The organism is Pseudomonas pudica, assembly GCF_015680405.1.
Taxonomy (GTDB): Bacteria; Pseudomonadota; Gammaproteobacteria; order Pseudomonadales; family Pseudomonadaceae; genus Aquipseudomonas; species Aquipseudomonas pudica.
Genome location: NZ_JADLJS010000012.1, coordinates 91,491 through 112,887, shown reverse-complemented (window position 1 = coordinate 112,887; position 21,397 = coordinate 91,491). Strand labels below are relative to the sequence as shown.

The window sequence follows — 21,397 nt, the reverse complement described above, 5'->3', positions numbered from 1 at the left end:
CGACAGTCCAACCGTGGTCCGGCTTCCCCTTGGCCGCTTATTCCCCTCTATTTCACGCCGATCAAGGATAGACCATGCGCCTACCTTTGCCGTCCGATCTGCCCGCTACCCTGCAGCCACTGGTCGCACGCAACCAGCAATTCATCAGCGATGCGGTGGCTCACCACCCGGAACTCGACCTCAGTGCCTGGAGCCCGCTGCACCGGCAACAGTTCGACCAGGTAGCTGCCGCCAGCGACTTCGTGCTCGGCCTGGTCCGGCGCGAGCCGGCCATGCTGTTCGGCCTGCTGGCCAGTGGCGAGCTGGATCGGTGTTACGCCGCGGGTGAACTGCGCGGGCACATCGCTGCAGCTGCTCAGGCGGCGCAGAGCGAGGACGAGCTGGCGCGCAACCTGCGCCGCGAGCGCAACCGCCAACAGCTGCGCATCATCTGGCGCGACATCACGCGCCAGGCCGCATTGGGCGAAACCTGCCGCGATCTGTCCGACCTGGCCGACGCCGCCATCGACGAAGCCTACCAATGGCTGTACCCGCGCCACTGCCAGCAGTTCGGCACGCCTGTCGGCAACCGCAGCGGCCAGCCACAGCACATGGTGGTGCTGGGCATGGGCAAGCTGGGCGCGGTAGAACTGAACCTGTCGTCGGACATCGACCTGATCTTCGCCTTCCCCGAAGGCGGTGAAACCGAAGGTGTGAAGCGCTCGCTGGACAACCAAGAGTTCTTCACCCGCCTGGGCCAGCGCCTGATCAAGGCGCTGGACCCGGTCACCGTCGACGGTTTCGTTTTCCGCGTGGACATGCGCCTGCGCCCGTATGGCTCGGCCGGCGCGCTGGTGCTCAGCTTCAATGCCCTGGAGCAGTACTACCAGGACCAGGGCCGTGACTGGGAACGCTATGCGATGATCAAGGCGCGGGTGGTGGCCGGCGACCAGGCGGCCGGCGCGCAGCTGCAGGAGATGCTGCGGCCGTTCGTGTACCGCCGCTACCTGGACTTTTCCGCGATCGAAGCGCTGCGCACCATGAAGCAGCTGATCCAGCAGGAAGTGCGACGCAAGGGCATGGCCGACAACATCAAACTGGGTGCTGGTGGCATTCGCGAGGTGGAATTCATCGCCCAGGCCTTCCAGCTGATCCACGGCGGGCGCGACCTCAGCCTGCAACAGCGGCCGTTGCTGAAAGTACTGGCCACCCTCGAGGGCCAGGGCTATCTGCCGCCAGCCGTGGTCGCCGAGCTGCGCGAGGGTTATGAGTTCCTGCGCTATACCGAACATGCCATCCAGGCCATTGCCGACCGCCAGACGCAAATGCTGCCGGACAGCGAGACCGACAAGGCGCGGGTGGCCTACATGCTCGGTTACGCCGACTGGCAAAGCTTCCATGACCAGCTGACACACTGGCGTGGCCGCATTGACTGGCACTTCCGCCAGGTGATCGCCGACCCGGATGATGAAGATGGCGAGGGCGAGCTGGTGGTGGGTGGCGAATGGTCGCCGCTTTGGGAGCAGGCACAGGATGAAGATGCCGCTGGCCGTCAGCTGCAGGAGGCCGGTTTCCAACAGCCCGCCGAAGCCCTGCGGCGCCTGGCCGCGCTGCGCTCCAGCCCACAGCTGCGTTCGATGCAGCGGATTGGCCGTGAACGCCTGGATGCCTTTATCCCGCGGTTGCTGGCCCAGGCTGTGGAACATGACAACCCCGACCTGGTGCTCGAGCGCGTGCTGCCGCTGGTCGAGGCCGTGGCACGGCGTTCTGCCTACCTGGTGCTGCTCACCGAAAACCCTGGCGCCTTGCGTCGCCTGCTGACCCTGTGCGCCGCCAGCCCCTGGATTGCCGAGCAGATTGCCCGCTACCCGCTGCTGCTCGACGAACTGCTCAATGAAGGCCGCCTGTTCAGCCCGCCACTGGCGCCGGAGCTGGCCAGCGAACTGCGCGAACGCCTGACGCGCATCCCCGAGGACGATCTGGAACAGCAAATGGAGGCGCTGCGCCACTTCAAGCTGGCCCACAGCCTGCGTGTGGCCGCCTCGGAAATCAGCGGCAACCTGCCGCTGATGAAAGTCAGCGACTACCTGACCTGGCTGGCCGAGGCCATCCTCGACCAGGTGCTGGCCCTGGCCTGGCGCCAGACCGTGGCCCGCCATGGCCAGCCCAAGCGCACCGACGGCAGCCTGTGCGACCCGGGTTTCATCATCATCGGCTACGGCAAGGTAGGAGGCCTGGAGCTGGGTCACGGCTCGGACCTGGACCTGGTATTCATCCATGACGGCGACCCGCAGGCGGAAACCGACGGTGCCAAGCCGATCGACAGTGCGCAGTTCTTCACCCGCCTGGGCCAGCGCATCATTCATCTGCTGACCACCCAGACCAACTCGGGCCAGCTGTATGACGTGGACATGCGCCTGCGCCCGTCGGGTGCCTCGGGGCTGCTGGTGAGTTCGCTGGGAGCGTTCGAGCGCTACCAGCAGAACGAGGCCTGGACCTGGGAGCATCAGGCCCTGGTGCGGGCCCGGGTGCTGGTGGGCTGCAAGCAGGTGGGCACGGCGTTCGAAGGCGTGCGCGCCAAGGTGCTGGGCAAGGCCCGCGACCTGGAAAAACTGCGCAGCGAAGTGAGCGAAATGCGCGCCAAGATGCGCGACAACCTCGGCACCAAGGCCACCGCAGCCGGTACCGCGGCCAACGCCTTCGAGGCCGGCGTGCCGTTCGATATCAAGCAGGATGCCGGCGGTATCGTCGATATCGAATTTATGGTGCAATACGCCGCTTTGGCCTGGTCCCACGACCACCCGGCCATACTCCGATGGACCGATAACATCCGCATTCTGGAAGAGCTGGAGCAGGCGGGTTTGATGCCGGCCAGTGACGCGGTGCTGTTGCGTGAAGTGTACAAGGCTTTCCGCTCGGCCTCGCACCGCCAGGCCCTGCAGAAGCAGGCCGGGGTGATCGATGCGGCGCAGTTTGCCGATGAGCGCCGCGAAGTGCGGCGGATCTGGGGTGAATTGGGCCTTGCCTGAAGGCCGCTCCCACAGGGGCTGCAATCAGCGACGGATATGCCTGAGTGGTACACTGTCCGCCACATAGCCTGAATATAAAGAGGGGAGGCCAGGCTGTACCGCAGCCTGTAGCCTCCCCGAGCGTTTCTGGACTAAGCATGAGAATACTGATCATTGGCCCCAGCTGGGTCGGCGACATGGTGATGGCGCAGACCCTGTTCCAGAGCCTGAAACAGCAGCACCCCGACTGCGTGATCGATGTGCTGGCCCCCGAGTGGAGCCGGCCGATCCTCGAGCGCATGCCCGAGGTCCGTCAGGCCCTGAGCTTCCCGCTCGGCCACGGTGCACTGGAACTGGCCACGCGGCGACGCATCGGCAAGTCCCTGGCCGGCCAGTACGACCAGGCCATCCTGCTACCCAACTCGCTCAAGTCGGCGCTGGTGCCATTCTTTGCCGGTATCCCCAAGCGCACCGGCTGGCGTGGCGAAATGCGCTTCGGCCTGCTCAACGACGTGCGCAAGCTGGACAAGGCCCGCTACCCGCTGATGATCGAGCGCTTCATGGCCCTGGCCTACGCGCCCGGCGCCGAGCTGCCGCAGCCGTACCCGCGCCCCAGCCTGCAGATCGAAGCGCAAAGCCGCGATACGGCGCTGGCCAAGTTCGGCCTGGAGCTGGACCGCCCGGTGTTGGCGCTGTGCCCTGGTGCCGAGTTCGGCGAGGCCAAGCGCTGGCCGGCCGAGCACTACGCCACCGTGGCCGATGCGATGATCCGCCAGGGCTGGCAGGTGTGGCTGTTCGGCTCGAAGAACGATCACCCGGTCGGTGAGCAGATCCGCGACCGGCTGATCCCGGGCCTGCGTGAAGAATCGTCCAACCTGGCCGGCGAAACCTCGCTTGCCGAGGCCATCGACCTGATGTCCTGCGCCCATGCCGTGGTGTCCAACGACTCGGGCCTGATGCATGTGGCCGCCGCGCTGAACCGCCCGCTGGTGGCGGTGTACGGCTCGACCTCGCCAGGCTTCACCCCGCCGCTGGCCGAGCACGTGGAAGTGGTGCGCACCGGCATCGAGTGCAGCCCGTGCTTCGACCGCACCTGCCGCTTCGGCCACTACAACTGCCTGCGCCTGCTCGAACCGGGCAAAGTCATTGCTGCCCTGCACAGCCTGACCGGGCCGGACCTGATCGATACCGTGGCCGAGGTCGACTAAGTGCGGGTACTGATCATCAAGACTTCGTCGCTGGGTGATGTGATCCACACCTTGCCGGCGCTTACCGATGCCGCCCACGCCATCCCGGGCATCCGCTTCGACTGGGTGGTGGAAGAAGGCTTCGCCGAAATCCCCAGCTGGCACCCGGCGGTCGACCAGGTGATCCCGGTGGCCATTCGCCGCTGGCGCAAGAACCTCTGGCAAACCATCAAGAGCGGCGAGTGGAAGGCGTTCAAGCAACGTGTACGCGAGCGCAAGTACGACCTGGTGATCGACGCCCAGGGCCTGGTCAAGTCGGCCTGGCTGACCCGCTACGTGAAGGCTCCGGTGGCCGGCCTGGACCGCTACTCGGCCCGCGAAGGCTGGGCCAGCCGCTTCTATGACCGGCGCCTGTCGGTTGCCACCGGCCAGCACGCGGTGGAGCGGGTGCGCCAGCTGTTCGCAATGGCCCTGGCCTACGACCTGCCGGAAGGCATCGGCAACTACGGCCTCGACCTCGAGCGCCTGCAACTGCCGCCGGCCGCCCCCTATGTGGTGTTCCTGCATGGCACCACCTGGGCGACCAAGCACTGGCCCGAAGCCTACTGGCGCGAACTGGCCGAGCGCATGGGCCGGCGCAAGCTGGAGGTGCGCCTGCCGTGGGGCAACCCGGCCGAGAAGGCGCGGGCCGAGCGCATCGCCCAGGGCTTGAACAACTGCCAGGTACTCCCCAAATTGAACCTTGCCGGCGTCGCACGCGTGTTGGCGGCGGCAAAAGCCTGTGTGGCGGTCGATACGGGCCTCGGTCACCTGGCGGCGGCACTCGATGTGCCCACCATTTCGCTGTTCGGCCCGACCAACCCGGGCCTGACCGGCGCCTACGGACGGACCCAGATTCACCAGGCCAGTGACTGGCCCTGCGCGCCCTGCCTGCAGAAGAAGTGCACCTATAAACCGAGCGCCGACGACCTGCGCCGGTTCGATCTGAAACGCGAGTGGCCGCTGTGCTTCACTCGCCTGAATCCCGAGCATGTAGCGAGCCGCTTGAGCGCGTTGCTGCTGGCTGAGGATGTCCGTTGATGCAACTGGCTTTCGTGCTTTACAAATATTTCCCCTTCGGTGGGCTGCAGCGTGACTTCATGCGCATTGCCCTGGAATGCCAGAAGCGGGGCCATCAGATCCGTGTGTACACGCTGATCTGGGAGGGTGACATTCCGCCGGGCTTCGAAGTGCTGGTGGCGCCGGTGAAGGCGATTTTCAACCATCGCCGCAATGAAAAGCTCAGCGCCTGGATGGCCGCCGACCTGGCCAGGCGCCCGGTCGACCGCCTGATCGGCTTCAACAAGATGCCAGGGCTGGACGTGTACTACGCCGCCGACGGCTGCTTCGAGGACAAGGCACAAACCCTGCGCGGCGGCCTGTACCGCCGCTGGGGCCGCTACCGGCACTTTGCCGAGTACGAACGAGCGGTGTTCGCCAAGGACGCCCATACCGAAGTGCTGATGATTTCCGAAGTGCAGCAGCCGCTGTTCATCAAGCACTACGGTACCCCGGTGGAGCGGTTCCACCTGCTGCCGCCGGGCATTTCCCAGGACCGCCGCGCGCCGGCCAACGCCGACGAGATCCGCGCAGAGTTCCGCAAGGAATTCAACCTGGGCGATGACGACCTGCTGCTGGTGCAGATTGGCTCGGGCTTCAAGACCAAGGGCGTTGACCGCAGCCTCAAGGCCCTGGCTGCACTGCCGTCGGCCCTGCGCAAGCGCACCAGGCTGATGGTGATCGGCCAGGATGACCCCAAGGTGTTCCAGCTGCAAAGCGCTACCCTGGGCCTGGGCGAGCAGGTGCAGTTCCTCAAGGGCCGCAGCGACATCCCGCGTTTCCTGCTGGGCGCCGACCTGCTGATCCACCCGGCGTACAACGAGAACACTGGCACGGTGCTGCTCGAAGCGCTGGTGGCCGGCCTGCCGGTGCTGGTCTCCAAGGTGTGCGGCTACGCCCACTACATTGCCGAGGCCGACAGCGGCCTGGTGCTGGATGAGCCATTCGAGCAGGAACAGCTCAATGGCTACCTGCAGCGCATGCTGGAAGACCAACAGGCCCGCGCCAGCTGGTCGCGCAACGGCCTGGCGTTTGCTGAAACCGCCGATTTGTACAGCATGCCGCAGCATGCCGCCGATGTGATCCTGGGGCAGGAGTCCGCATGAAGCTGATACTGGCCGAACCGTTCAAGCGTCTTTGGGCCGGGCGTGATGCCTTCGATGCCGTGGAGGCGCTGCAAGGCGAGGTCTATCGCGAACTGGAAGGGCGCCGCACGCTGCGAACCGAGGTCGCTGGCGAGGGCTTCTTCGTGAAGATCCACCGCGGCATTGGCTGGGGCGAGATCTTCAAGAACCTGCTTACCGCCAAGCTACCGGTGCTCGGTGCCGGCCAGGAATGGCAGGCCATCCAGCGACTGCACCAGGTTGGCGTGCCGACCATGACTGCCGTCGCCTATGGCGAGCGTGGCAGCAACCCGGCCGCGCAGCACTCGTTCATCATCACCGAAGAACTGGCGCCGACCATCAGCCTGGAAGACTTCAGCATCGACTGGGTCAGGCAGCCGCCCGAGCCGCGCTTGAAACGCGCGCTGATCGCCGAAGTGGCGAAGATGACCGGCGGCATGCACCGCGCGGGGGTCAACCACCGCGACTGTTACATCTGCCACTTCCTGCTGCACACCGACCGCCCGGTGACGGCGGACGACTTCAAACTGTCGGTGATCGACCTGCACCGAGCGCAGACCCGGGCGAAAATCAGCCGTCGCTGGCGCGACAAGGACCTGGCCGCGCTGTACTTCTCGGCGCTGGACATCGGCCTGACCCAGCGCGACAAGCTGCGCTTTCTGCGTGGTTACTTCCAACGCCCGCTGCGGCAGATCCTGAAGGATGAAGCCGCGCTGCTCGCGTGGCTGGAGCGCAAGGCGCAGAAACTCTACGACCGTAAGCAACGTTATGGGGATGCACTCTGATGGCGGGGTGGACACTGGCGCCGGGCTACGAACACCTGGCGGCGGACTTCGGCAGCCTCGATGCGGTATTTGCCCTGCAAGGCGAGCGCCTGACCCGCGACCCGCTCAGCGAGGTGGTACGTATCACTCGTGACGGGGTCAATTACTACATCAAGCGTTACACCGGTGCTGGCAAGCACATGCGCCGTTACCTGGGCCGGCCGCGGATCAAAGCCGAATGGCAGAACCTCAAGCAGTTCGACAAGTGGGGCATCCCCACTGCCGAAGTAGTGGCCTGGGGCCTGGAGCGCCATGGTCTGGCCTTTGCCCGGGGGGCCATGATCACCCGCGAACTGCCGCGCACAGAAGACCTGTCGGCGCTGGCCGAGCGCAACGATGCCCGCCTGGCCGATCGCGCCTGGGTCGGGCATGTCAGCAGCCAGCTGGCGCGCCACACCCGGGTCATGCACCAGCACCACTTCGCCCACAACGACCTGAAATGGCGCAACCTGCTGGTCGACGACCAGGGCACGCTATTCTTCATCGACTGCCCCACCGGCGATTTCTGGCGCGGCTTCATGTGGCGGCACCGGATGATCAAGGACCTGGCGTGCCTGGACAAAGTGGCCAAATACCACCTGTCGGCAACCCAGCGCCTGCGTTTCTACCTGCAATACCGTGGCCGCGACCGGCTGAATGTGCGTGACAAGAAGCGCATTCGCCAGGTGGTGAGCTTTTTCGAGGGAAGGGAATGACCGATTACCTGGCCAGCGCGGACCTCGCGCTGCTCAAACGCCATGGCCTGGACGACTTCGAGGCGCTGTGGGCACTGCAGCTGGATGCCGTGGACGAACCGAACACCGGCCGCGGTGGCTGGAGCAGCGTGTTCCGCCTGGAGCTCGAAGGCAAGGGCTACTATCTCAAGCGCCAGAGCGATTACCTGACCCGTACCCTGCACCGGCCATTTGGCGAGCCAACCTTCGCCCGCGAGTTCCGCAACATCAGCCGTTACCAGAAGCTGCAGATTCCGGCCTTGCAGGCGGTGTTCTATGGCGAGCGAAAGAAAGGCGGCACGCATCGGGCGATCCTGATGACTCGCGCCCTGGACGAATGGGCCGACCTCGACAGCCTGCTGGCACGCTGGCCACAACTGAGCGATGCTGAACGCAATGGCGTCCTGCAGGCCTGTGGCCAGCTGGCGCGCACCCTGCACAGCGCCGGCCAGGTGCATGGTTGTTTCTACCCCAAGCACATCTTCCTGCGCCAGCGCCGCGAAGGCTGGGACGCGCAACTGATCGACCTGGAGAAGACCCGCCCCCTGCTGTTCGGCATGCGTGACCGTCTCAAGGACCTGGAGCCGCTGCTGCGTCGTGCCCCGGTCTGGAGCGAGCGTGATGTACGTACCTTGCTGGCCAGCTACCTGGTGCAGCCTGCCGATGGCACGCTGGTCGATACATGGCTGCAACGCCTGACGCAACGCCGTCGTGAAAAAGAGGCCCGCTGATGCGTTTGTCTGAATTGAAAGAGGCCGGGCGCAACCCCTCATTGCCCCTGAGCATCACCCTGGCCGATGCCGCCGGCACGGCTGACCTGCAATTACTCAGCCTGCTGCGCGTGCTGCCGGGCCAGCGCTATGTGGGCGCCGGCGTGTGGCGCGGTACCCCGGTGCTGGCCAAGCTGCTGGTCGGTGGTAACGCTGCGCGGCATTTCCAGCGCGAACTGCAAGGCGTGAAGCTGCTGGCCGAGCAGGGCCTGACCACGCCGAAGCTGCTGGCCGACGGCCTCAAGGAAGGCGAGGGTGGTTGGCTGCTGTTCGAATTCCTCGACAGCGCCGAAAGCCTGGCCGATGCCTGGGCGGCAGTGGAAAGCTTGCCGGTGCTGGCCGACGAGCAGCACCTGGTGCTGGGCGAGGCGCTCACCGCAGTGGCGCACATGCACGCCCGGGGCCTGTGGCAGGAAGACCTGCACCTGGACAACCTGCTGCGCCACGGCGGCAAGCTGTACCTGATCGATGGCGCCGGCATCAAGGCCGAAACGCCTGGCCAGCAGCTGTCGCGCCCACGTGTGCTGGAAAACCTTGGGGTGTTCTTCGCCCAGCTACCCAAGCGTCTGGAGCCGTTCATCGAAGAACTGCTGGTGCACTACCTGCTGGCCAACGCCGAGCATGCACTGCCGATGGAAGCCTTGCAGAAGCAGGTGGACAAGGTGCGCAGCTGGCGCCAGAAGGATTACCTGGAAAAGGCTGGCCGTGAATGCAGCCTGTTCAGTGTCGAGCGCAGCCTTTCGGGTCTGCGGGCGGTCCGCCGCGACGAGGTCGAAGCCATGCTGCCGGTGCTGGAGCAGGCTGACGCGTTGATCGACCAAGGCCACCTGTACAAGACCGGTGGTGCGGCCAGTGTGGCGCGCATCGAGGTTGGCGGCCGCACGCTGGTGCTCAAACGCTACAACATCAAGAACACCGCGCACTGGTTCAAGCGCTTCTGGCGCCCGAGCCGGGCCTGGCATTCCTGGATCGAAGGCCACCGCCTTGAATTCCTCGACATTGCCACGCCGCGTCCACTCGCGGTGCTGGAGCAGCGAGTGATGGGGCTGCGAAGCCGTGCCTACCTGGTCACCGAGTATGTCGATGGCCCGGACCTGGCCGAATGCTTCGCGCCCTACGTGGATAACGGCGATGCGCCCGAGGAGCAGGTGGATGCCTTGGTGCATGTGATGCAGCAACTGATTCGCGAGCGTATCAGCCACGGCGACTTCAAGGGCCACAACCTGTTCTGGCACAACGGCCAGTGGTCGTTGATCGACCTGGACGCCATGTGCCAACACGCCACTCAGCTCAGCTTCGCCCCCGCCTACGCCCGTGATCGGGCGCGGCTGCTGCGCAACTGGCCGAGTGGCAGTGCGTTGCATCAGCGGCTTGACCGGCTGCTGCCCAAGCTGGCCGAGTAAACCGCCGGCAGTGCCAGCCAGTCGCTGCTGCGGCCTGGCTGGCGCACTCGGATGCGCCACTGGCCTTCCAGCTGGCGTAGCACGGCCCAGGCGTGGACTGCACCCAGGGCCTTCTCGGGCAGTTGCAAATGGTAATGATCGGCAAGCAGGTGCCGACGGACCGGCAACTGATGGGTGCCTAACTGCAGATAGAGTTGCCCCCCGGCATCGTACAGGTTGGTCTCACCTGCCACCGCTTCGCCCTCAACCGCAGGTTGAAGGCGTACGTCTTCCAACAGCTGGGCTACGTCAGGTAACCCGTCATGCCATAGCACGATGGAATCGACTACCCAGTTGCCATTGCGCAGACGCTTGATAGGCAACTGTACATAAGCGTCCGGTTGCCTGGGGTCGAGCACACGCCAGCGATGGCCGTCGAAGTGGACGTTGTACATACGCCCCTGGCTGTCCTTCACGAAGTATCGAACCGGGCCAAGCGTATTGATCTGCTCGTACACTTCCTCGCCGTGGACCCCGTCGATCCGGTAGCGCAGTTTGCTCACGTCCACGGCCGCTTCGTGGGTTGTTGGCAGGGGCCGCGGGGGTTGAGGTGGCAGGCCGCGCATCGCCCTGCGCATGAGGGGCGAGCTAGCGAAACTGGTCAGCCCATCGGTAGCATGGCTGAAGGCAGCTATGGCGTGATGAAGCATCGCCTCGTGGTCTTGCTTGTTCATCGCCTCGAAACCGTCCCAGACCGAGATCGACATTCGCCCGAAGGCCAAGGACGAGAGGGCCGGAGCTGGCAGCACCAGGCTGATCATGTCGAGGGTCAGGTGCAGTGTTGCCAGCCCGATTTCGCCAAGCAGTTCGCTGTGGCTGCGACTGTTGGCATCGGCTTCGGCGATCATGGCCTGGACTTGCGCTCGGTAAAGGGCTTCGAACAGGTTCCCTTCGATCTTTGGCCATTGCACGTGCGGCCCCAGGCGCCCCTTGCGTATCAACCGGTCAAGCCGCATGCCATCGGCCAATGGTGCCCGCTGAACCAGGTAACGGCGCAGGGCGGGGGTGCGGCGTAACATTTTCAGCAGGGCGCGGGTGTTCGGGTATTCACGCCAGGCGCGCCGGTCGGGAGCGTCTGGTGTGTACAACACAAGAGGTTGAATAGCCTCATTCTGGGCTTTGATCAGCAGTACCCCTTGCAGCGTATGCCCGTCCGCGGTCAATTGATGAACCATGACGCGTTGCTCGTCGATGGCGGGTCGCCAGCGATTGTCGGAGTGGTTGATAACTGCCTTGATCCATCGATAACCGCGTTCTTGGGTACCCTCGAGTAAATGCCTGGCGTAACGGGCCTTGGCCGCTTCGGCGTGCATGCGTGTGCGGGTTATGTTGCCGTGGGCCTGCATGCGCCAACGCGCAGCGGAGGATTCAAGCAGGTGGGTGCGCAGAAAGCTGATGTAGCCACTGCCGGCGTCGAGTTTGCGTACAAGGCGCTTCGCCCCCTCGGGGGATAGCGAGTCGAGTGGGCTGCCATCCTCGTGGTGGACTCGAGCAGTCAGCCAGTAGTCGAGGTCGAACCAGGCAATATTGAGCAACGCCAGTTCGTCGAGGCGGTAGGTGATGGGGACCAGTTCGACGGTATCACCCACATGTCGACGATTGACAACCGCAACATACCCGGAAGGTGCCAGTGGGTTCACCAACGGGCCCTTGCGGCGTGCCAGGGTGACGGATACGCAGATTTTCTCGGCGGGCAACTCGATGGCGAACTCACGGCGTAGCGCCTCGCCCAGGCGTTCACGTACCCATGCGAGCAGGTGGTGGCGAGTACGGAATTGCTCCAGCGTGAGCAAGCCAGGCGCAGCTGCCTGGGCGATGGCCCCGGCGAGCTCCTGGATCGTTTGCATGATGTGCGTCAGGCTTTGCGTGGAACTCTCACGCAGCCATGCGGGCAGGTTTTTTTCCAGCAGCAGTGCATAACGGGTGGACAGCGCATATTGGCTGCCCATGAGGTCGATCAGTGACTGCTGTTTGGCTATGGCGGTTTTCAGTGCCGGCAGATCCGGGGTCTGGCCAAGCGTCCAGGCGGCGTGCCAGGCGATGGTAAGCCGTTGATGCTGGGCGTCGAGCACATCAGTTACCTGTTGTTCGATCAGATCGCCGGTAAACCACTCGTAGCGCAGCCGGTCGGCACACCTTACCAGCTGCTGGTCCTCCAGGCGGGGTAGCAGTTGCAACAGTGGGCGGCTTTGCAGCGGGTCGTCCAGGCGCTCACATAGTTCGGTATGTAATTCGGCCAGATTGGCGAACCCTTCGACGCCGTGGGAAACGCTGCACAACAGTGCTATGCCGGAAGCTGTAACCGGCTCGGCGTCCACCCCTTGCGGCGCGTCTGCCACAAGCACCAGCACGCCGGGTAACGGCAACCGGCCATGAGGGCTCGAACGGTTGAAAACCGGACGATAAACCTGGGCCCGGTGGGTTTCTGGCAAGTGGTTGCGCTGCCAGGGTAACGGCAGCTCCAGAGAGGTGCGCAGCAGGCTGATGTGGCTGTAGTCCAGGGTCTGGTCGGCGAGGCGCAGTTCCAGTTCGGCCAGAAGTTGTTCATGACGCAGTTGGCGCAGCTGCTTGAACCGGCTCTGGCCTTCTTCGACAGGGTCGTTCCAGAACGCTGCCAGGTCACCAAAAAAGCGTTGACGCATGGCGGCCGGTTCCGTTTCGCCCACCAGTTCGGGTTTGCCTCGCTCAAGGGCGATGAGCTGTTGATCTAGCGCTTCGAGGCGCTGCAAAGGTGTCATGGTGTGGCTCCTTGGAAGATGGCAGCCAACCATGTCGCGGCAAAAGAGGGTACAGGTATTACCCGGTTACTGCCGTGAACGAGGGTAGAAACCTTGCAGGCCGAGGGCAGCCGATACCCCTAGGCCGAGCCAGGCCAGGCTGTCCCAGACCCCGTCCCCCAGCAAGGCGGCAAACAGCCCCACGGTAGTGAGCAGGGCCATGACCGTTGGCCAGATGAAGATGCGCCAGGTCGGCTGTGACTTGTGACTCATGGCCGCGCCTCCCGCTTCGTGCGCTGTTTGCCCCACCACAGGTATAACCCGCTGCCGAGCACAATGATGGTCAGCACATCGAGGATCGCCCACAGAATCTGCATAGGCCGACCACCGTAGTCACCGAAGTGCAGCGGTTGCGACAGGCCCATGGCATCCATGTACCACGGGCGTTCGCCCACTGCGGTCACCGCCAGCGTTTGCGCATCGATCAGCACAGGCGTGAGCAGGTGCGAGGTCAGGTGCGTGCCGCCCTTCATGAACACCGCATAGTGGTGCTCACTGGAAAAGCGTGTGCCGGGGAAGGCGATGAAGTCCGGGCGCATGCCGGGGGCGGCTTGTTCGGCGATGGTCAGCAGGCGGGTGGCCGGGGCGCGTTCGGTGAGCGGTGGGGCATCACGGTATGGGGCAACCATGGCGGCCAGGCTGTCGTTGCGCCAGGCGGCGATAACCAGGTCCGACAGCGCGCTGATCACGCCAGTCACGCCTACCGTCAGAGCCCAGGCCAATGTGACCACACCGATCAGGTTGTGCAGGTCGAGCCAGCGCAGGCGTCGGGATTTGCCGTGGCGCACCGTGCCGAAGTCCAGGCGGCGCATGAACGGTGCATAGAGCACGGTGCCGGAGATGATCGCCACGACGAACAGCACGCCCATGAAGGCCAGTAGCAGCTTGCCGGGAAGGCCGGCGAACATGTCCACGTGCAGGCGCAGCATGGTCATCATGAAGCCGCCGTTGGCGGCCGGCATGGCCACGGCTTCGCCGGTGCGGGCGTCGAGCATGAAGGTGTGCGACGAATTGGGTTCGGTGCCGGCAGTGGCGGCGGTTATGGCCACTACGCCGTTGGCTTCGTCCTCGTCGTAACCGAAGTACTGCATGACTTCGCCGGGCCGGTGCTGCTCGGCCTTGATCACCAACTGCTGCAGGTCGAGGTGTGGCGTATCGGCTGGCATTTCCCGCAGTTCGGGGGCATCGCCGAGCAGGTGTTCGAGTTCGTGGTGGAAGATCAGCGGCAGGCCGGTGACTGCCAGCAACAGCAGGAACAGGGTGCAGACCAGGCTGCTCCAGGTGTGGATCACCGACCAGCGGCGGATGGTTGGGCTTTTCATCACGGTACCGAATTTTGCTTGTTGGAAGCTGGGGCTGCTGCGCAGCCCTTTCGCCGCGCAAGGCTGCTCCTACAGGGACCGTGCTGGCCGTTGCAGGAGCAGCCTTGTGCTGTGAATGACCCGGCTTACTCAGAACTTGTAATTGACACTGGCCACCACGTTGCGCTCGTCGCCGTAGTAGCAGTAGTACCCGTCACAGGTAGACAAGTAGTCCTTGTTGAACAGGTTCTTCGCATCCACGGCTACGGTCACTCCGTTGAGGGTGCTGTTCAGGCGGCCCAGGTCGTAGTGCACCGATGCGTCGTAGACGGTGTAGGACCCCACATGGCCCCAATCGGTGTTGGTGGTATTACCGTAGGTGTCGCCCACGTAGCGCACGCCAACGCCGACCCCAAACCCATCCAGTGGTCCGCTGTGCCAGGTGTAGTCAGCCCAGGCAGTGGCCTGGTTGCGCGGCACCTGCGCCATGCGCTTGCCTTTCTCGTCACTGGTGCCTTTGATGATTTCGCTGTCGTTGTAGGTGTACGAGCCCACCAGTTTGAGGTTCTCGGTCACATCCGAAGTAGCCTCCAACTCCAGGCCTTTGACACGCACTTCGCCAACCTGACGGGTCACACCACCCTCGGTTACCGACATGTTCTCCTGCGTCAGGTCGAACACAGCAGCGGTGAACAGGCTATTGCTGCCTGGAGGCTGGTATTTGATGCCCAGTTCGTATTGCTTGCCTTCGGTCGGTTTGAAGGCATCGGTGCTGTTGACGGTGGAGCCGGTGGCAGCCTGGAACGACTCGGCATAGGAGATGTAAGGCGTCAGGCCGTTATCGAATACATAGCTGAGTGCTGCGTTACCACTGAACTTCTTGTCGCGCTGAGTATTGGTGGCGTCGCCTTGGTTGTGGAAGGTGGTGCCGGTGTGCACCCAGTCCTCACGACCACCGAGGGTCAGGCGCCAGTTGTCCAGGGCCATCTGGTCCTGGATATACAGGCCGGTCTGCTGGGTTTTCTGGTCGTAGTCGTACATGTCGAAGTACTGAACGTTCGAGAAATCCTGACCGTAGATTGGGTTGTGGATATTGCTTGGTGGCACACCAGCCGAGCCCCAGCGCCAGCGTGCGTTGCTGTCCGAGCGCTGGTGGTCTAGCCCAAGCAGCAGGGTATGGGCAACCTGGCCGGTCTGGAAGTCGGCCTGGAAGTTGTTGTCCAGGGCGAACTGGGAGATGTCCTCCTCGACGATACCGGCGGTGCGTTGCACGGTGCCATCGGCGCTTACAGCTTCGTCCGGACCGGCTGGCCAGATCGAACCACCGGCGGTAATGCTCTTGAAGTCCAGTTCATTACGCGCGTAGCGCAAGTTCTGACGGAACTGCCAGGTGTCGTTCAGGCGTGTTTCGAACGCATAACCCAGGTGGTAGTAGGTTCGGTCGTAGGACTCCCAATCCGGGTCGCCCAGGTTCTTGTGGTGCGAAATCTTGCCTGCGGGGCTATCCAGCTTGGTGCCCTGCAGTGGCAGGAACTGGCCGGTGATGCCGGTATCATCGCGGGTATATTGGCTGATGAAAGTCAGCTTGGTGTCGTCGTTGATGTTCCAGGTCAGGCTGGGCGCGATGTTGTAGCGCTTGTCCGGGATGTGGTCGACTGGCGAACCGCTGTCACGCACGGTGCCGCTCACTCGGTACAGGAACTGGCCTGCATCGTCGAGCTTGCCGGTGCTGTCGAAGTTGATCTGCTTGTGGTTGTTGCTGCCAACCTGGGCTTCGATTTCGTGGCTGCTTTCCAATTGCGGCCGACGGCTGGTCATGTCCAGCAGGCCGCCTGGTGGGGTCTGGCCGTAGACCGAAGAGGCCGGGCCGCGCAGCACGGCGATGCGCTCCAGGTTCCAGGGTTCGATCTTGGGGGTGGCGTAGTTGCCCTTGGGCAATGGCAAGCCATCGAGGAACTGGGTAGGTACAAAGCCACGTACCAGCAACCAGTCGCTGCGCGAGTCGGACCCATAGCCGCTGCTCTGCACGCCAGCGGTGTAGCGAAGGGCATCGTTCAGGTTGAGCACCGGCCGGTCTTCCATCTGCTTACGGGTGATCACGCTCACCGAGCGGGGCAGTTCAGCGATGGCTGTGTCGGTCTTGGTGCCTGCTGCTGTCCGGGTAGCGGTGTAACCCTCTACCGGCCCCCAGGCGCTTTCATAGTTGGAAGTCGCATTGATCGCAGTCTCCGGCAACGCCAGTGTCCCTTCCGGCGTAGCCACCAGGCTGTAGCTGCCCACGCTGCTTTGCTGCAACTGCAGGCCGGTGCCGCGCAGGGCGGCCTGCAGGGCACCGAGGCCATCATACTGCCCGCTCACCGGGGCCGAGGTGCGGCCGCTGACCAGTGCCGGGTCGATGGCCAGGGTGATGCCGGACTGGCTGGCGATCTGGTTGAGGGTGGTGGCCAGCGGGGCGCTGGGCAGGTCGTAGGCGCGCTGAGCGGATTGCTCGGCGGCGAACAGGGCAGGGCTGGCCAATGGCGCGGCCACGGCGATGGCCAGGGCCATCAGGCTGGGGCGCAGGGTACGATCAACAGCACGGGACATGCAGCGGCTCCTCGACGGATAAGTGCTTACTGCTTCCTTGCCGAGCGAGATTTCAAAAGTGACAGGGTAAATCTGAAAAAAATTGAGAATTATTTGAAGTTGGTTTTTGCCTGTACCGGCCCTTTCGCGGGTAAACCCGCTTCCACAGGGATCGCGGGGGCTTCGAGGCTGATGCAATCCTGTGGGAGCGGGTTTACCCGCGAAGAGGCCGGTGCAGGCCTACTTGGGACCGACGGTCACCCACCACTGGGTATGCCGTTCGACCTTCACCGGCAGTGCCGGCACCAGCGACGACAGCGCCAGATCGGTGTCGGTCAGCGGGAAGCTGCCGGTCACCCGCAGGTTGGCGACCTTGTCGTCTACTCCGAGGTAACCGCTGCGGTACTGGCCGAGCGCGGCCAGCAGGTCAGCCAGGCGTACGTTGTCCACCACCAGCATGCCGCGGGTCCAGGCGTCGGCACCGCCTGGCACCGTGCCGATTCGGCCAAGGCCGTTGGCGTTCATCAGCACCTGCTGACCTTCGCGCAGCACCTGTTCGTCGCCACTGTTCAGCGGCATGGCGGCTACCGAGGCTTGCAGCACTTCCAGGCGCGTGCCGTCGTCCTCGCGGCGCACCAGGAAGCGCGTGCCCAGTGGGCGAAGGCGGCCATCTTCGGTGCGCACCAGCAGCGGGCGCGGGTCCTGATGGCCGGTTTCGACGGAAATCTCGCCCTGATGCAGCACGATCACCCGTTGCTCGCCGGCGTAGTCGATGTCCACGGCAGTGTGGCTGTTCAGGCTCAGCAAGGTGCCGTCTTCCAGGCGCAGGGTACGCAGTTCGCCGGTGGCGGTACGCTGGTCGGCCAGCCAGTAGCTCGGTGCCAGCGATGGTGCGCCGACCCAGGCCAGCAGCGAGCCCAAAAGAAACATGCCGGCCAGCCCGCCGCCGACCTTGCCGATGCGTCGGCGCAGGCCGGCGCGCGATTGCAGCAGGGCCTGGCGTGCCGGGCCGGCAGCGGCGCTCACGCGCTGGTCCATGGCGCCGAGCTGGCGCCAGGCGCGGGCGTGCTCCTCGCTGGCGGCATGCCAGCGCATGAATTCGCTGCGCTCGTCAGGTGTGCCGCTGCCGTTGTCGAGGCTGAGTTTCCAGGCAATGGCGGCTTCCAGCACCCGGGACGAAACCGGTGCACTGCTCACGTCGGCTCCCCGTACAGGGCCACGTAGCACTGGCGCATGCCCTGGGCGATGTACTGGCGCACCCGCGACACCGAAACCCCCATGCGCTCGGCGATTTCGGCATGGCTCATACCGTCCAAGCGATTGTGCAGGAATGCTGCGCGGGCCTTGCTCGACAGCTTGCCGAGCAGGCGGTCGATGGCCTTGAGGTCCTCAAGGATCAGATGTTGCACTTCCGGGGAAGGTTGTTCGGCTTCCGGCATCAGGGCCAGTTCGGCCAGGTAGGCCTGTTCCAGCGCTGCGCGGCGGAAGTGGTCGAACATCAGGCCCTTGGCCACGGCGGCCAGGAACGCGCGGGGTTCGCGGGGCGTATCCAGTTGCGCACGGCCAAGCAGGCGCACGAAGGTGTCCTGGCTCAGGTCTTCGGCACGTTGGCGGCAGGCCATGCTGCGTTGCAGCCAGGCGAGCAGCCAGCCGCGGTGGTCGCGGTACAGCGCACCGACCAGATCGGCGTGTGGGCTCTGTGCAGAAGACAAGCAGCGTCCCCCCGGAACGAATGCATTAACTAACGATAATTATTCGCGATTGTTGCAGAGGGGAGGGGGTGGGTGCAATGGACGCTTATCGGATGGCCATCATGGAAAAGGCAAGTGGCCAATCGCCGGCAAGCCAGCTCCCACATGAAACCCATTGATTCTGGAACTTGTGCAGTACCTGTGGGAGCTGGCTTGCCGGCGATTGGGCCTGTCAGGTCAATACAAATCTATAGGCCGTGGTTGTGCACCTTGCGCCTGCGCCACCCGCGCAAGCGCTGCTCCAGCTGCAGCGGGCTGTCCAGCTGCTGGCGCCGGGCCTGGCTGAACAGGATCAGCGCCAGCTCGGCCGTAACCAGGGCATCGGCGCTGGCATGATGGCGCTCCTCGACCTGCAGGCCAAACCGCGCCACCCAGTCATCCAGCCCGGCCTCGCGCAGCACTGTGTCGGGGTTGAGCATCGGCGCCAGCTCGGCAACATCCAGGAAGGGTGACTGCAAGCGATAACCCAGGCTTTCCTTCAGCGCGCGGGCCAGCATGCGCTGGTCGAACGGCGCATGGAATGCCAGCACCGGGCTATTGCCTATGAAGTCGAGCAGGTCGAGCAAGGCCTCGGCCGGGTCGCAACCAGCAGCCAGGGCACTTGGGCCCAGGCCGTGGATCAGCACGCTGGCGTTGGTCTTCTGCAGAGGCCGGTGCAGGGTGCGTTCGAACTGCTGGGCAAAATCGATGGCGCCATCTTCGATGGCCACGGCACCCACCGACAGCACTTGGTCACGGTTGGGGTTGAGGCCGCTGGTCTCCAGGTCGAGCACTACCCAGCGCTGCTCGCGCAGGGTACACACCCCCAGTGGCACGGCCTTGGGCAGCCGGGCCAGGTGCTGGCGCGTGGCATGGTCCAGTTCGGGCGCACTGGGGCGCAGCCAGGCGAACAGGCTCATAGCTGGTACCGCAAGGCCAGGCTGCTTTGCAGGCGCTGGGCCTGGCGCAGGGACTCGCGCAGGATGCGCCGGTCCAGGTGGTTGAGGCTGTCCGGGTCCAGGCGGTTGGAATAGGGCAGGTTGTCGCGGGTCTGGCGCTGGTGCTGCTGCATGCGGGTTTGCTGGATGAAGTGGTAGGCCTCTTCATACGCTGCGCCGTCCAGTGCCTCGATCACGCCCTTGGCCACCAGCTGGCGCAGGCGTTCCAGGGTATTGCAGGCACCGATGCCGTTGGCCAGGGCCAGCAGCCGGGCACCATCTACGAAGGGCGTCAGGCCTTGGACCTTGAGGTCGAGAGTGGCGGCCTTGTCGTTGCCCTGGCGGGTCAGCACGAACTCGCGCAGGCGGCCCACCGGTGGGCGCTGGCGCAGGGCGTTGTCAGCCATCATGCGCTGGAAGATGCGGTTGTCGGCCACCTGCTCCAGCAGGCCCTGGCGCAGCTGCTCGCAACTTTGCTCGTCGCCCCACACCACGCGCAGGTCGAAATAGATGCTCGAGCCCAGCAGGTTCTCCGGGCTGGCTTCACGGACAAAACCGGCAAAACGCCGCGCCCATTCACTGCGCGACAGGCATAGCTCGGGGTTGCCGGCCATGACGTTGCCCTTGCACAGGGTGAAGCCACACTGGGCCAGGCACTGGTTGATGTATTGCGCCAGCGGCAGCAGGCGCGTGCGGATAGCGTTGGCTTCGGCGCTGTCGGCGGCTTCGAAGAGGATGCCGTTGTCCTGGTCGGTATGCAGGGTTTGTTCACGTCGTCCTTCGCTGCCAAAGCACAGCCAGCTGAACGGCACGCCCGGGTCACCGCGCTCGGCCAGCGCCAGTTCGATCACCCGGCACACGGTGTGGTCGTTGAGCAGGGTGATGATCTGGGTGATCTGCGTGGAGGACGCGCCATGGGCCAGCATGCGCTCGACCAGTTGGCTGATTTCGCCGCGCAGCGAGACCAGGGTATCCAGACGTGGCGCATGGCGGATGGTGCGTGCCAGGTGCACCAGGTCGACCCGCTGCAGGGAGAACAGGTCGCGCTCCGAAACCACACCGCACAGGCGCCGGTTTTCCACCAGGCATACGTGGGCGATATGCCGTTCGGTCATGGCCATGGCTGCGTCGAAGGCGCTGGCCTGGGGGCTGAGGTAGAACGGCTGCTTAGTCATGTGCCGGACGATGGGCGCGCCCAGGTCGGCATCGGCGGCGGCCACCACCTGGCGAAGGTCGCGCAGGGTGAAGATACCGGTGGGGTAGCGCTGCGGGTCGACCACCACGATGCTGCCAACCTGCTGCTCGTGCATCAGCCGCACGGCGTCGCGCAGGGGCGTGTCGGGGCTGCACACCACCGGGTGGCGCATGGCCAGTTCACCCAGTGGCGTGTTCAGCGAATACTGGGTGCCGAGGGTTTCCACCGCGCGCTGGCGTACCTGCTGGTTTACCTGGTCCAGCAGGCTGCTGACTCCGCGCAGGGCAAAATCCCGAAACACTTCCGACATCGAGAACACGCGGATGAACGCGGCCTTGTTCAGCTGCAGGCAGAAGGTGTCCTCACCGGCCAGGTGCTCGGTACGGGTCGCTCGCTCGCCGAGCAGGGCAGCCAGCGGGAAGCATTCGCCGCTGGTGATTTCGAAGGTGGTCTCCACACCAGGTTTGACCAGATGCTGGCGCTCACCCACCACGCGGCCCTGCTTGACGATGTAGAAGTGCTCGACCGGCCCATCGGCAGGTTTGACGATGCTTTCGCCGCTGGCATAGAAGCGCAGCTGGCACTGTTCGACCAGGTAGGCCAGGTGGCTGTGTTCCATCTGGTTGAACGGCGGAAAACGCTGCAGGAACTGCAGGGTGCCCTGGATGTTCTGTAGCACTGCTGTCCTGCCCGCCTGGCTGTAGGCGTCCTTTTTGCTCATGAAACTGACCGTATCGCTATGCCGA

The 21,397-nt window shown here is 64.5% G+C and carries 16 protein-coding genes; 8 read left to right on the top strand and 8 right to left on the bottom strand.

Annotated features, from left to right (window positions below):
• Nucleotides 1-74 precede the first annotated feature (74 nt).
• The 8 genes from glnE to IRZ77_RS11665 all read left to right on the top strand — a co-directional run bounded on the left by glnE (nt 75) and on the right by IRZ77_RS11665 (nt 10,106).
• Nucleotides 75-3,008: a bifunctional [glutamate--ammonia ligase]-adenylyl-L-tyrosine phosphorylase/[glutamate--ammonia-ligase] adenylyltransferase gene (gene glnE, locus IRZ77_RS11700; RefSeq protein WP_108481139.1), complete on the top strand. Its 2,934-nt coding sequence runs from the start codon at nt 75-77 to the stop codon at nt 3,006-3,008.
• Between the two features lie 137 nt (nt 3,009-3,145).
• Nucleotides 3,146-4,195: a lipopolysaccharide heptosyltransferase II gene (gene waaF / locus IRZ77_RS11695; protein WP_046614463.1), complete on the top strand. Its 1,050-nt coding sequence runs from the start codon at nt 3,146-3,148 to the stop codon at nt 4,193-4,195.
• On the top strand, nt 4,196-5,254 hold the full coding sequence (gene waaC / locus IRZ77_RS11690; RefSeq protein WP_015268679.1) for a lipopolysaccharide heptosyltransferase I: 1,059 nt from the start codon (nt 4,196-4,198) through the stop codon (nt 5,252-5,254).
• On the top strand, nt 5,254-6,378 hold the full coding sequence (locus IRZ77_RS11685) for a glycosyltransferase family 4 protein (protein ID WP_046614462.1): 1,125 nt from the start codon (nt 5,254-5,256) through the stop codon (nt 6,376-6,378). Before waaC ends, IRZ77_RS11685 begins: the two co-directional genes overlap by 1 nt.
• Nucleotides 6,375-7,181 carry a lipopolysaccharide core heptose(I) kinase RfaP gene (gene rfaP, locus IRZ77_RS11680; RefSeq protein WP_085600036.1) on the top strand — a complete coding sequence of 269 codons (807 nt, stop codon included), beginning with the start codon at nt 6,375-6,377 and terminating at the stop codon, nt 7,179-7,181. Before IRZ77_RS11685 ends, rfaP begins: the two co-directional genes overlap by 4 nt.
• Complete coding sequence (locus IRZ77_RS11675; RefSeq protein ID WP_046614460.1) at nt 7,181-7,915, top strand: lipopolysaccharide kinase InaA family protein; 735 nt, start codon at nt 7,181-7,183, stop codon at nt 7,913-7,915. The genes rfaP and IRZ77_RS11675 overlap by 1 nt, the downstream gene beginning before the upstream one ends.
• On the top strand, nt 7,912-8,664 hold the full coding sequence (locus tag IRZ77_RS11670; RefSeq protein WP_108481138.1) for a lipopolysaccharide kinase InaA family protein: 753 nt from the start codon (nt 7,912-7,914) through the stop codon (nt 8,662-8,664). Before IRZ77_RS11675 ends, IRZ77_RS11670 begins: the two co-directional genes overlap by 4 nt.
• Nucleotides 8,664-10,106: a lipopolysaccharide kinase InaA family protein gene (locus IRZ77_RS11665; protein ID WP_085600040.1), complete on the top strand. Its 1,443-nt coding sequence runs from the start codon at nt 8,664-8,666 to the stop codon at nt 10,104-10,106. Before IRZ77_RS11670 ends, IRZ77_RS11665 begins: the two co-directional genes overlap by 1 nt.
• Here the strand turns inward: IRZ77_RS11665 and IRZ77_RS11660 are convergent.
• The 8 genes from IRZ77_RS11660 to IRZ77_RS11625 form a co-directional block, all read right to left on the bottom strand.
• A complete protein-coding gene (locus IRZ77_RS11660; protein WP_196173527.1) occupies nt 10,067-12,883 on the bottom strand; it encodes a dermonecrotic toxin domain-containing protein in 2,817 nt (938 codons plus the stop codon). The genes IRZ77_RS11665 and IRZ77_RS11660 overlap by 40 nt on opposite strands.
• A gap of 66 nt (nt 12,884-12,949) precedes the next feature.
• Complete coding sequence (locus IRZ77_RS11655) at nt 12,950-13,135, bottom strand: hypothetical protein (protein WP_085600044.1); 186 nt, start codon at nt 13,133-13,135, stop codon at nt 12,950-12,952.
• Entirely contained in the window at nt 13,132-14,244 is a 1,113-nt protein-coding gene (locus tag IRZ77_RS11650; RefSeq protein ID WP_108481136.1) for a PepSY-associated TM helix domain-containing protein, read from the bottom strand. Before IRZ77_RS11650 ends, IRZ77_RS11655 begins: the two co-directional genes overlap by 4 nt.
• A gap of 129 nt (nt 14,245-14,373) precedes the next feature.
• Nucleotides 14,374-16,809, bottom strand: a complete 2,436-nt coding sequence (locus tag IRZ77_RS11645) for a TonB-dependent siderophore receptor (RefSeq protein WP_108481135.1) — start codon at nt 16,807-16,809, stop codon at nt 14,374-14,376.
• A 219-nt stretch (nt 16,810-17,028) separates the two neighbouring features.
• On the bottom strand, nt 17,029-17,985 hold the full coding sequence (locus IRZ77_RS11640) for a FecR domain-containing protein (protein ID WP_108481134.1): 957 nt from the start codon (nt 17,983-17,985) through the stop codon (nt 17,029-17,031).
• On the bottom strand, nt 17,982-18,500 hold the full coding sequence (locus tag IRZ77_RS11635) for an RNA polymerase sigma factor (protein WP_015268687.1): 519 nt from the start codon (nt 18,498-18,500) through the stop codon (nt 17,982-17,984). Before IRZ77_RS11635 ends, IRZ77_RS11640 begins: the two co-directional genes overlap by 4 nt.
• A 227-nt stretch (nt 18,501-18,727) precedes the next feature.
• The gene (locus tag IRZ77_RS11630) at nt 18,728-19,438 is read right to left on the bottom strand and encodes a 3'-5' exonuclease (protein ID WP_085600052.1); all 711 of its coding nucleotides are present in this window, start codon (nt 19,436-19,438) and stop codon (nt 18,728-18,730) included.
• On the bottom strand, nt 19,435-21,372 hold the full coding sequence (locus tag IRZ77_RS11625; RefSeq protein ID WP_196173526.1) for a DUF294 nucleotidyltransferase-like domain-containing protein: 1,938 nt from the start codon (nt 21,370-21,372) through the stop codon (nt 19,435-19,437). The genes IRZ77_RS11630 and IRZ77_RS11625 overlap by 4 nt, the downstream gene beginning before the upstream one ends.
• Nucleotides 21,373-21,397: the final 25 nt, after the last annotated feature.

Coding starts and splice junctions, on each gene's coding strand:
- glnE (WP_108481139.1), top strand. CDS start 75: ATGCGCCTACCTTTGCCGTCCGATCTGCCCGCTACCCTGCAGCCACTG.
- waaF (WP_046614463.1), top strand. CDS start 3,146: ATGAGAATACTGATCATTGGCCCCAGCTGGGTCGGCGACATGGTGATG.
- IRZ77_RS11685 (WP_046614462.1), top strand. CDS start 5,254: ATGCAACTGGCTTTCGTGCTTTACAAATATTTCCCCTTCGGTGGGCTG.
- rfaP (WP_085600036.1), top strand. CDS start 6,375: ATGAAGCTGATACTGGCCGAACCGTTCAAGCGTCTTTGGGCCGGGCGT.
- IRZ77_RS11675 (WP_046614460.1), top strand. CDS start 7,181: ATGGCGGGGTGGACACTGGCGCCGGGCTACGAACACCTGGCGGCGGAC.
- IRZ77_RS11670 (WP_108481138.1), top strand. CDS start 7,912: ATGACCGATTACCTGGCCAGCGCGGACCTCGCGCTGCTCAAACGCCAT.
- IRZ77_RS11665 (WP_085600040.1), top strand. CDS start 8,664: ATGCGTTTGTCTGAATTGAAAGAGGCCGGGCGCAACCCCTCATTGCCC.
- IRZ77_RS11660 (WP_196173527.1), bottom strand. CDS start 12,883: ATGACACCTTTGCAGCGCCTCGAAGCGCTAGATCAACAGCTCATCGCC.
- IRZ77_RS11655 (WP_085600044.1), bottom strand. CDS start 13,135: ATGAGTCACAAGTCACAGCCGACCTGGCGCATCTTCATCTGGCCAACG.
- IRZ77_RS11650 (WP_108481136.1), bottom strand. CDS start 14,244: ATGAAAAGCCCAACCATCCGCCGCTGGTCGGTGATCCACACCTGGAGC.
- IRZ77_RS11645 (WP_108481135.1), bottom strand. CDS start 16,809: ATGTCCCGTGCTGTTGATCGTACCCTGCGCCCCAGCCTGATGGCCCTG.
- IRZ77_RS11630 (WP_085600052.1), bottom strand. CDS start 19,438: ATGAGCCTGTTCGCCTGGCTGCGCCCCAGTGCGCCCGAACTGGACCAT.
- IRZ77_RS11625 (WP_196173526.1), bottom strand. CDS start 21,372: ATGAGCAAAAAGGACGCCTACAGCCAGGCGGGCAGGACAGCAGTGCTA.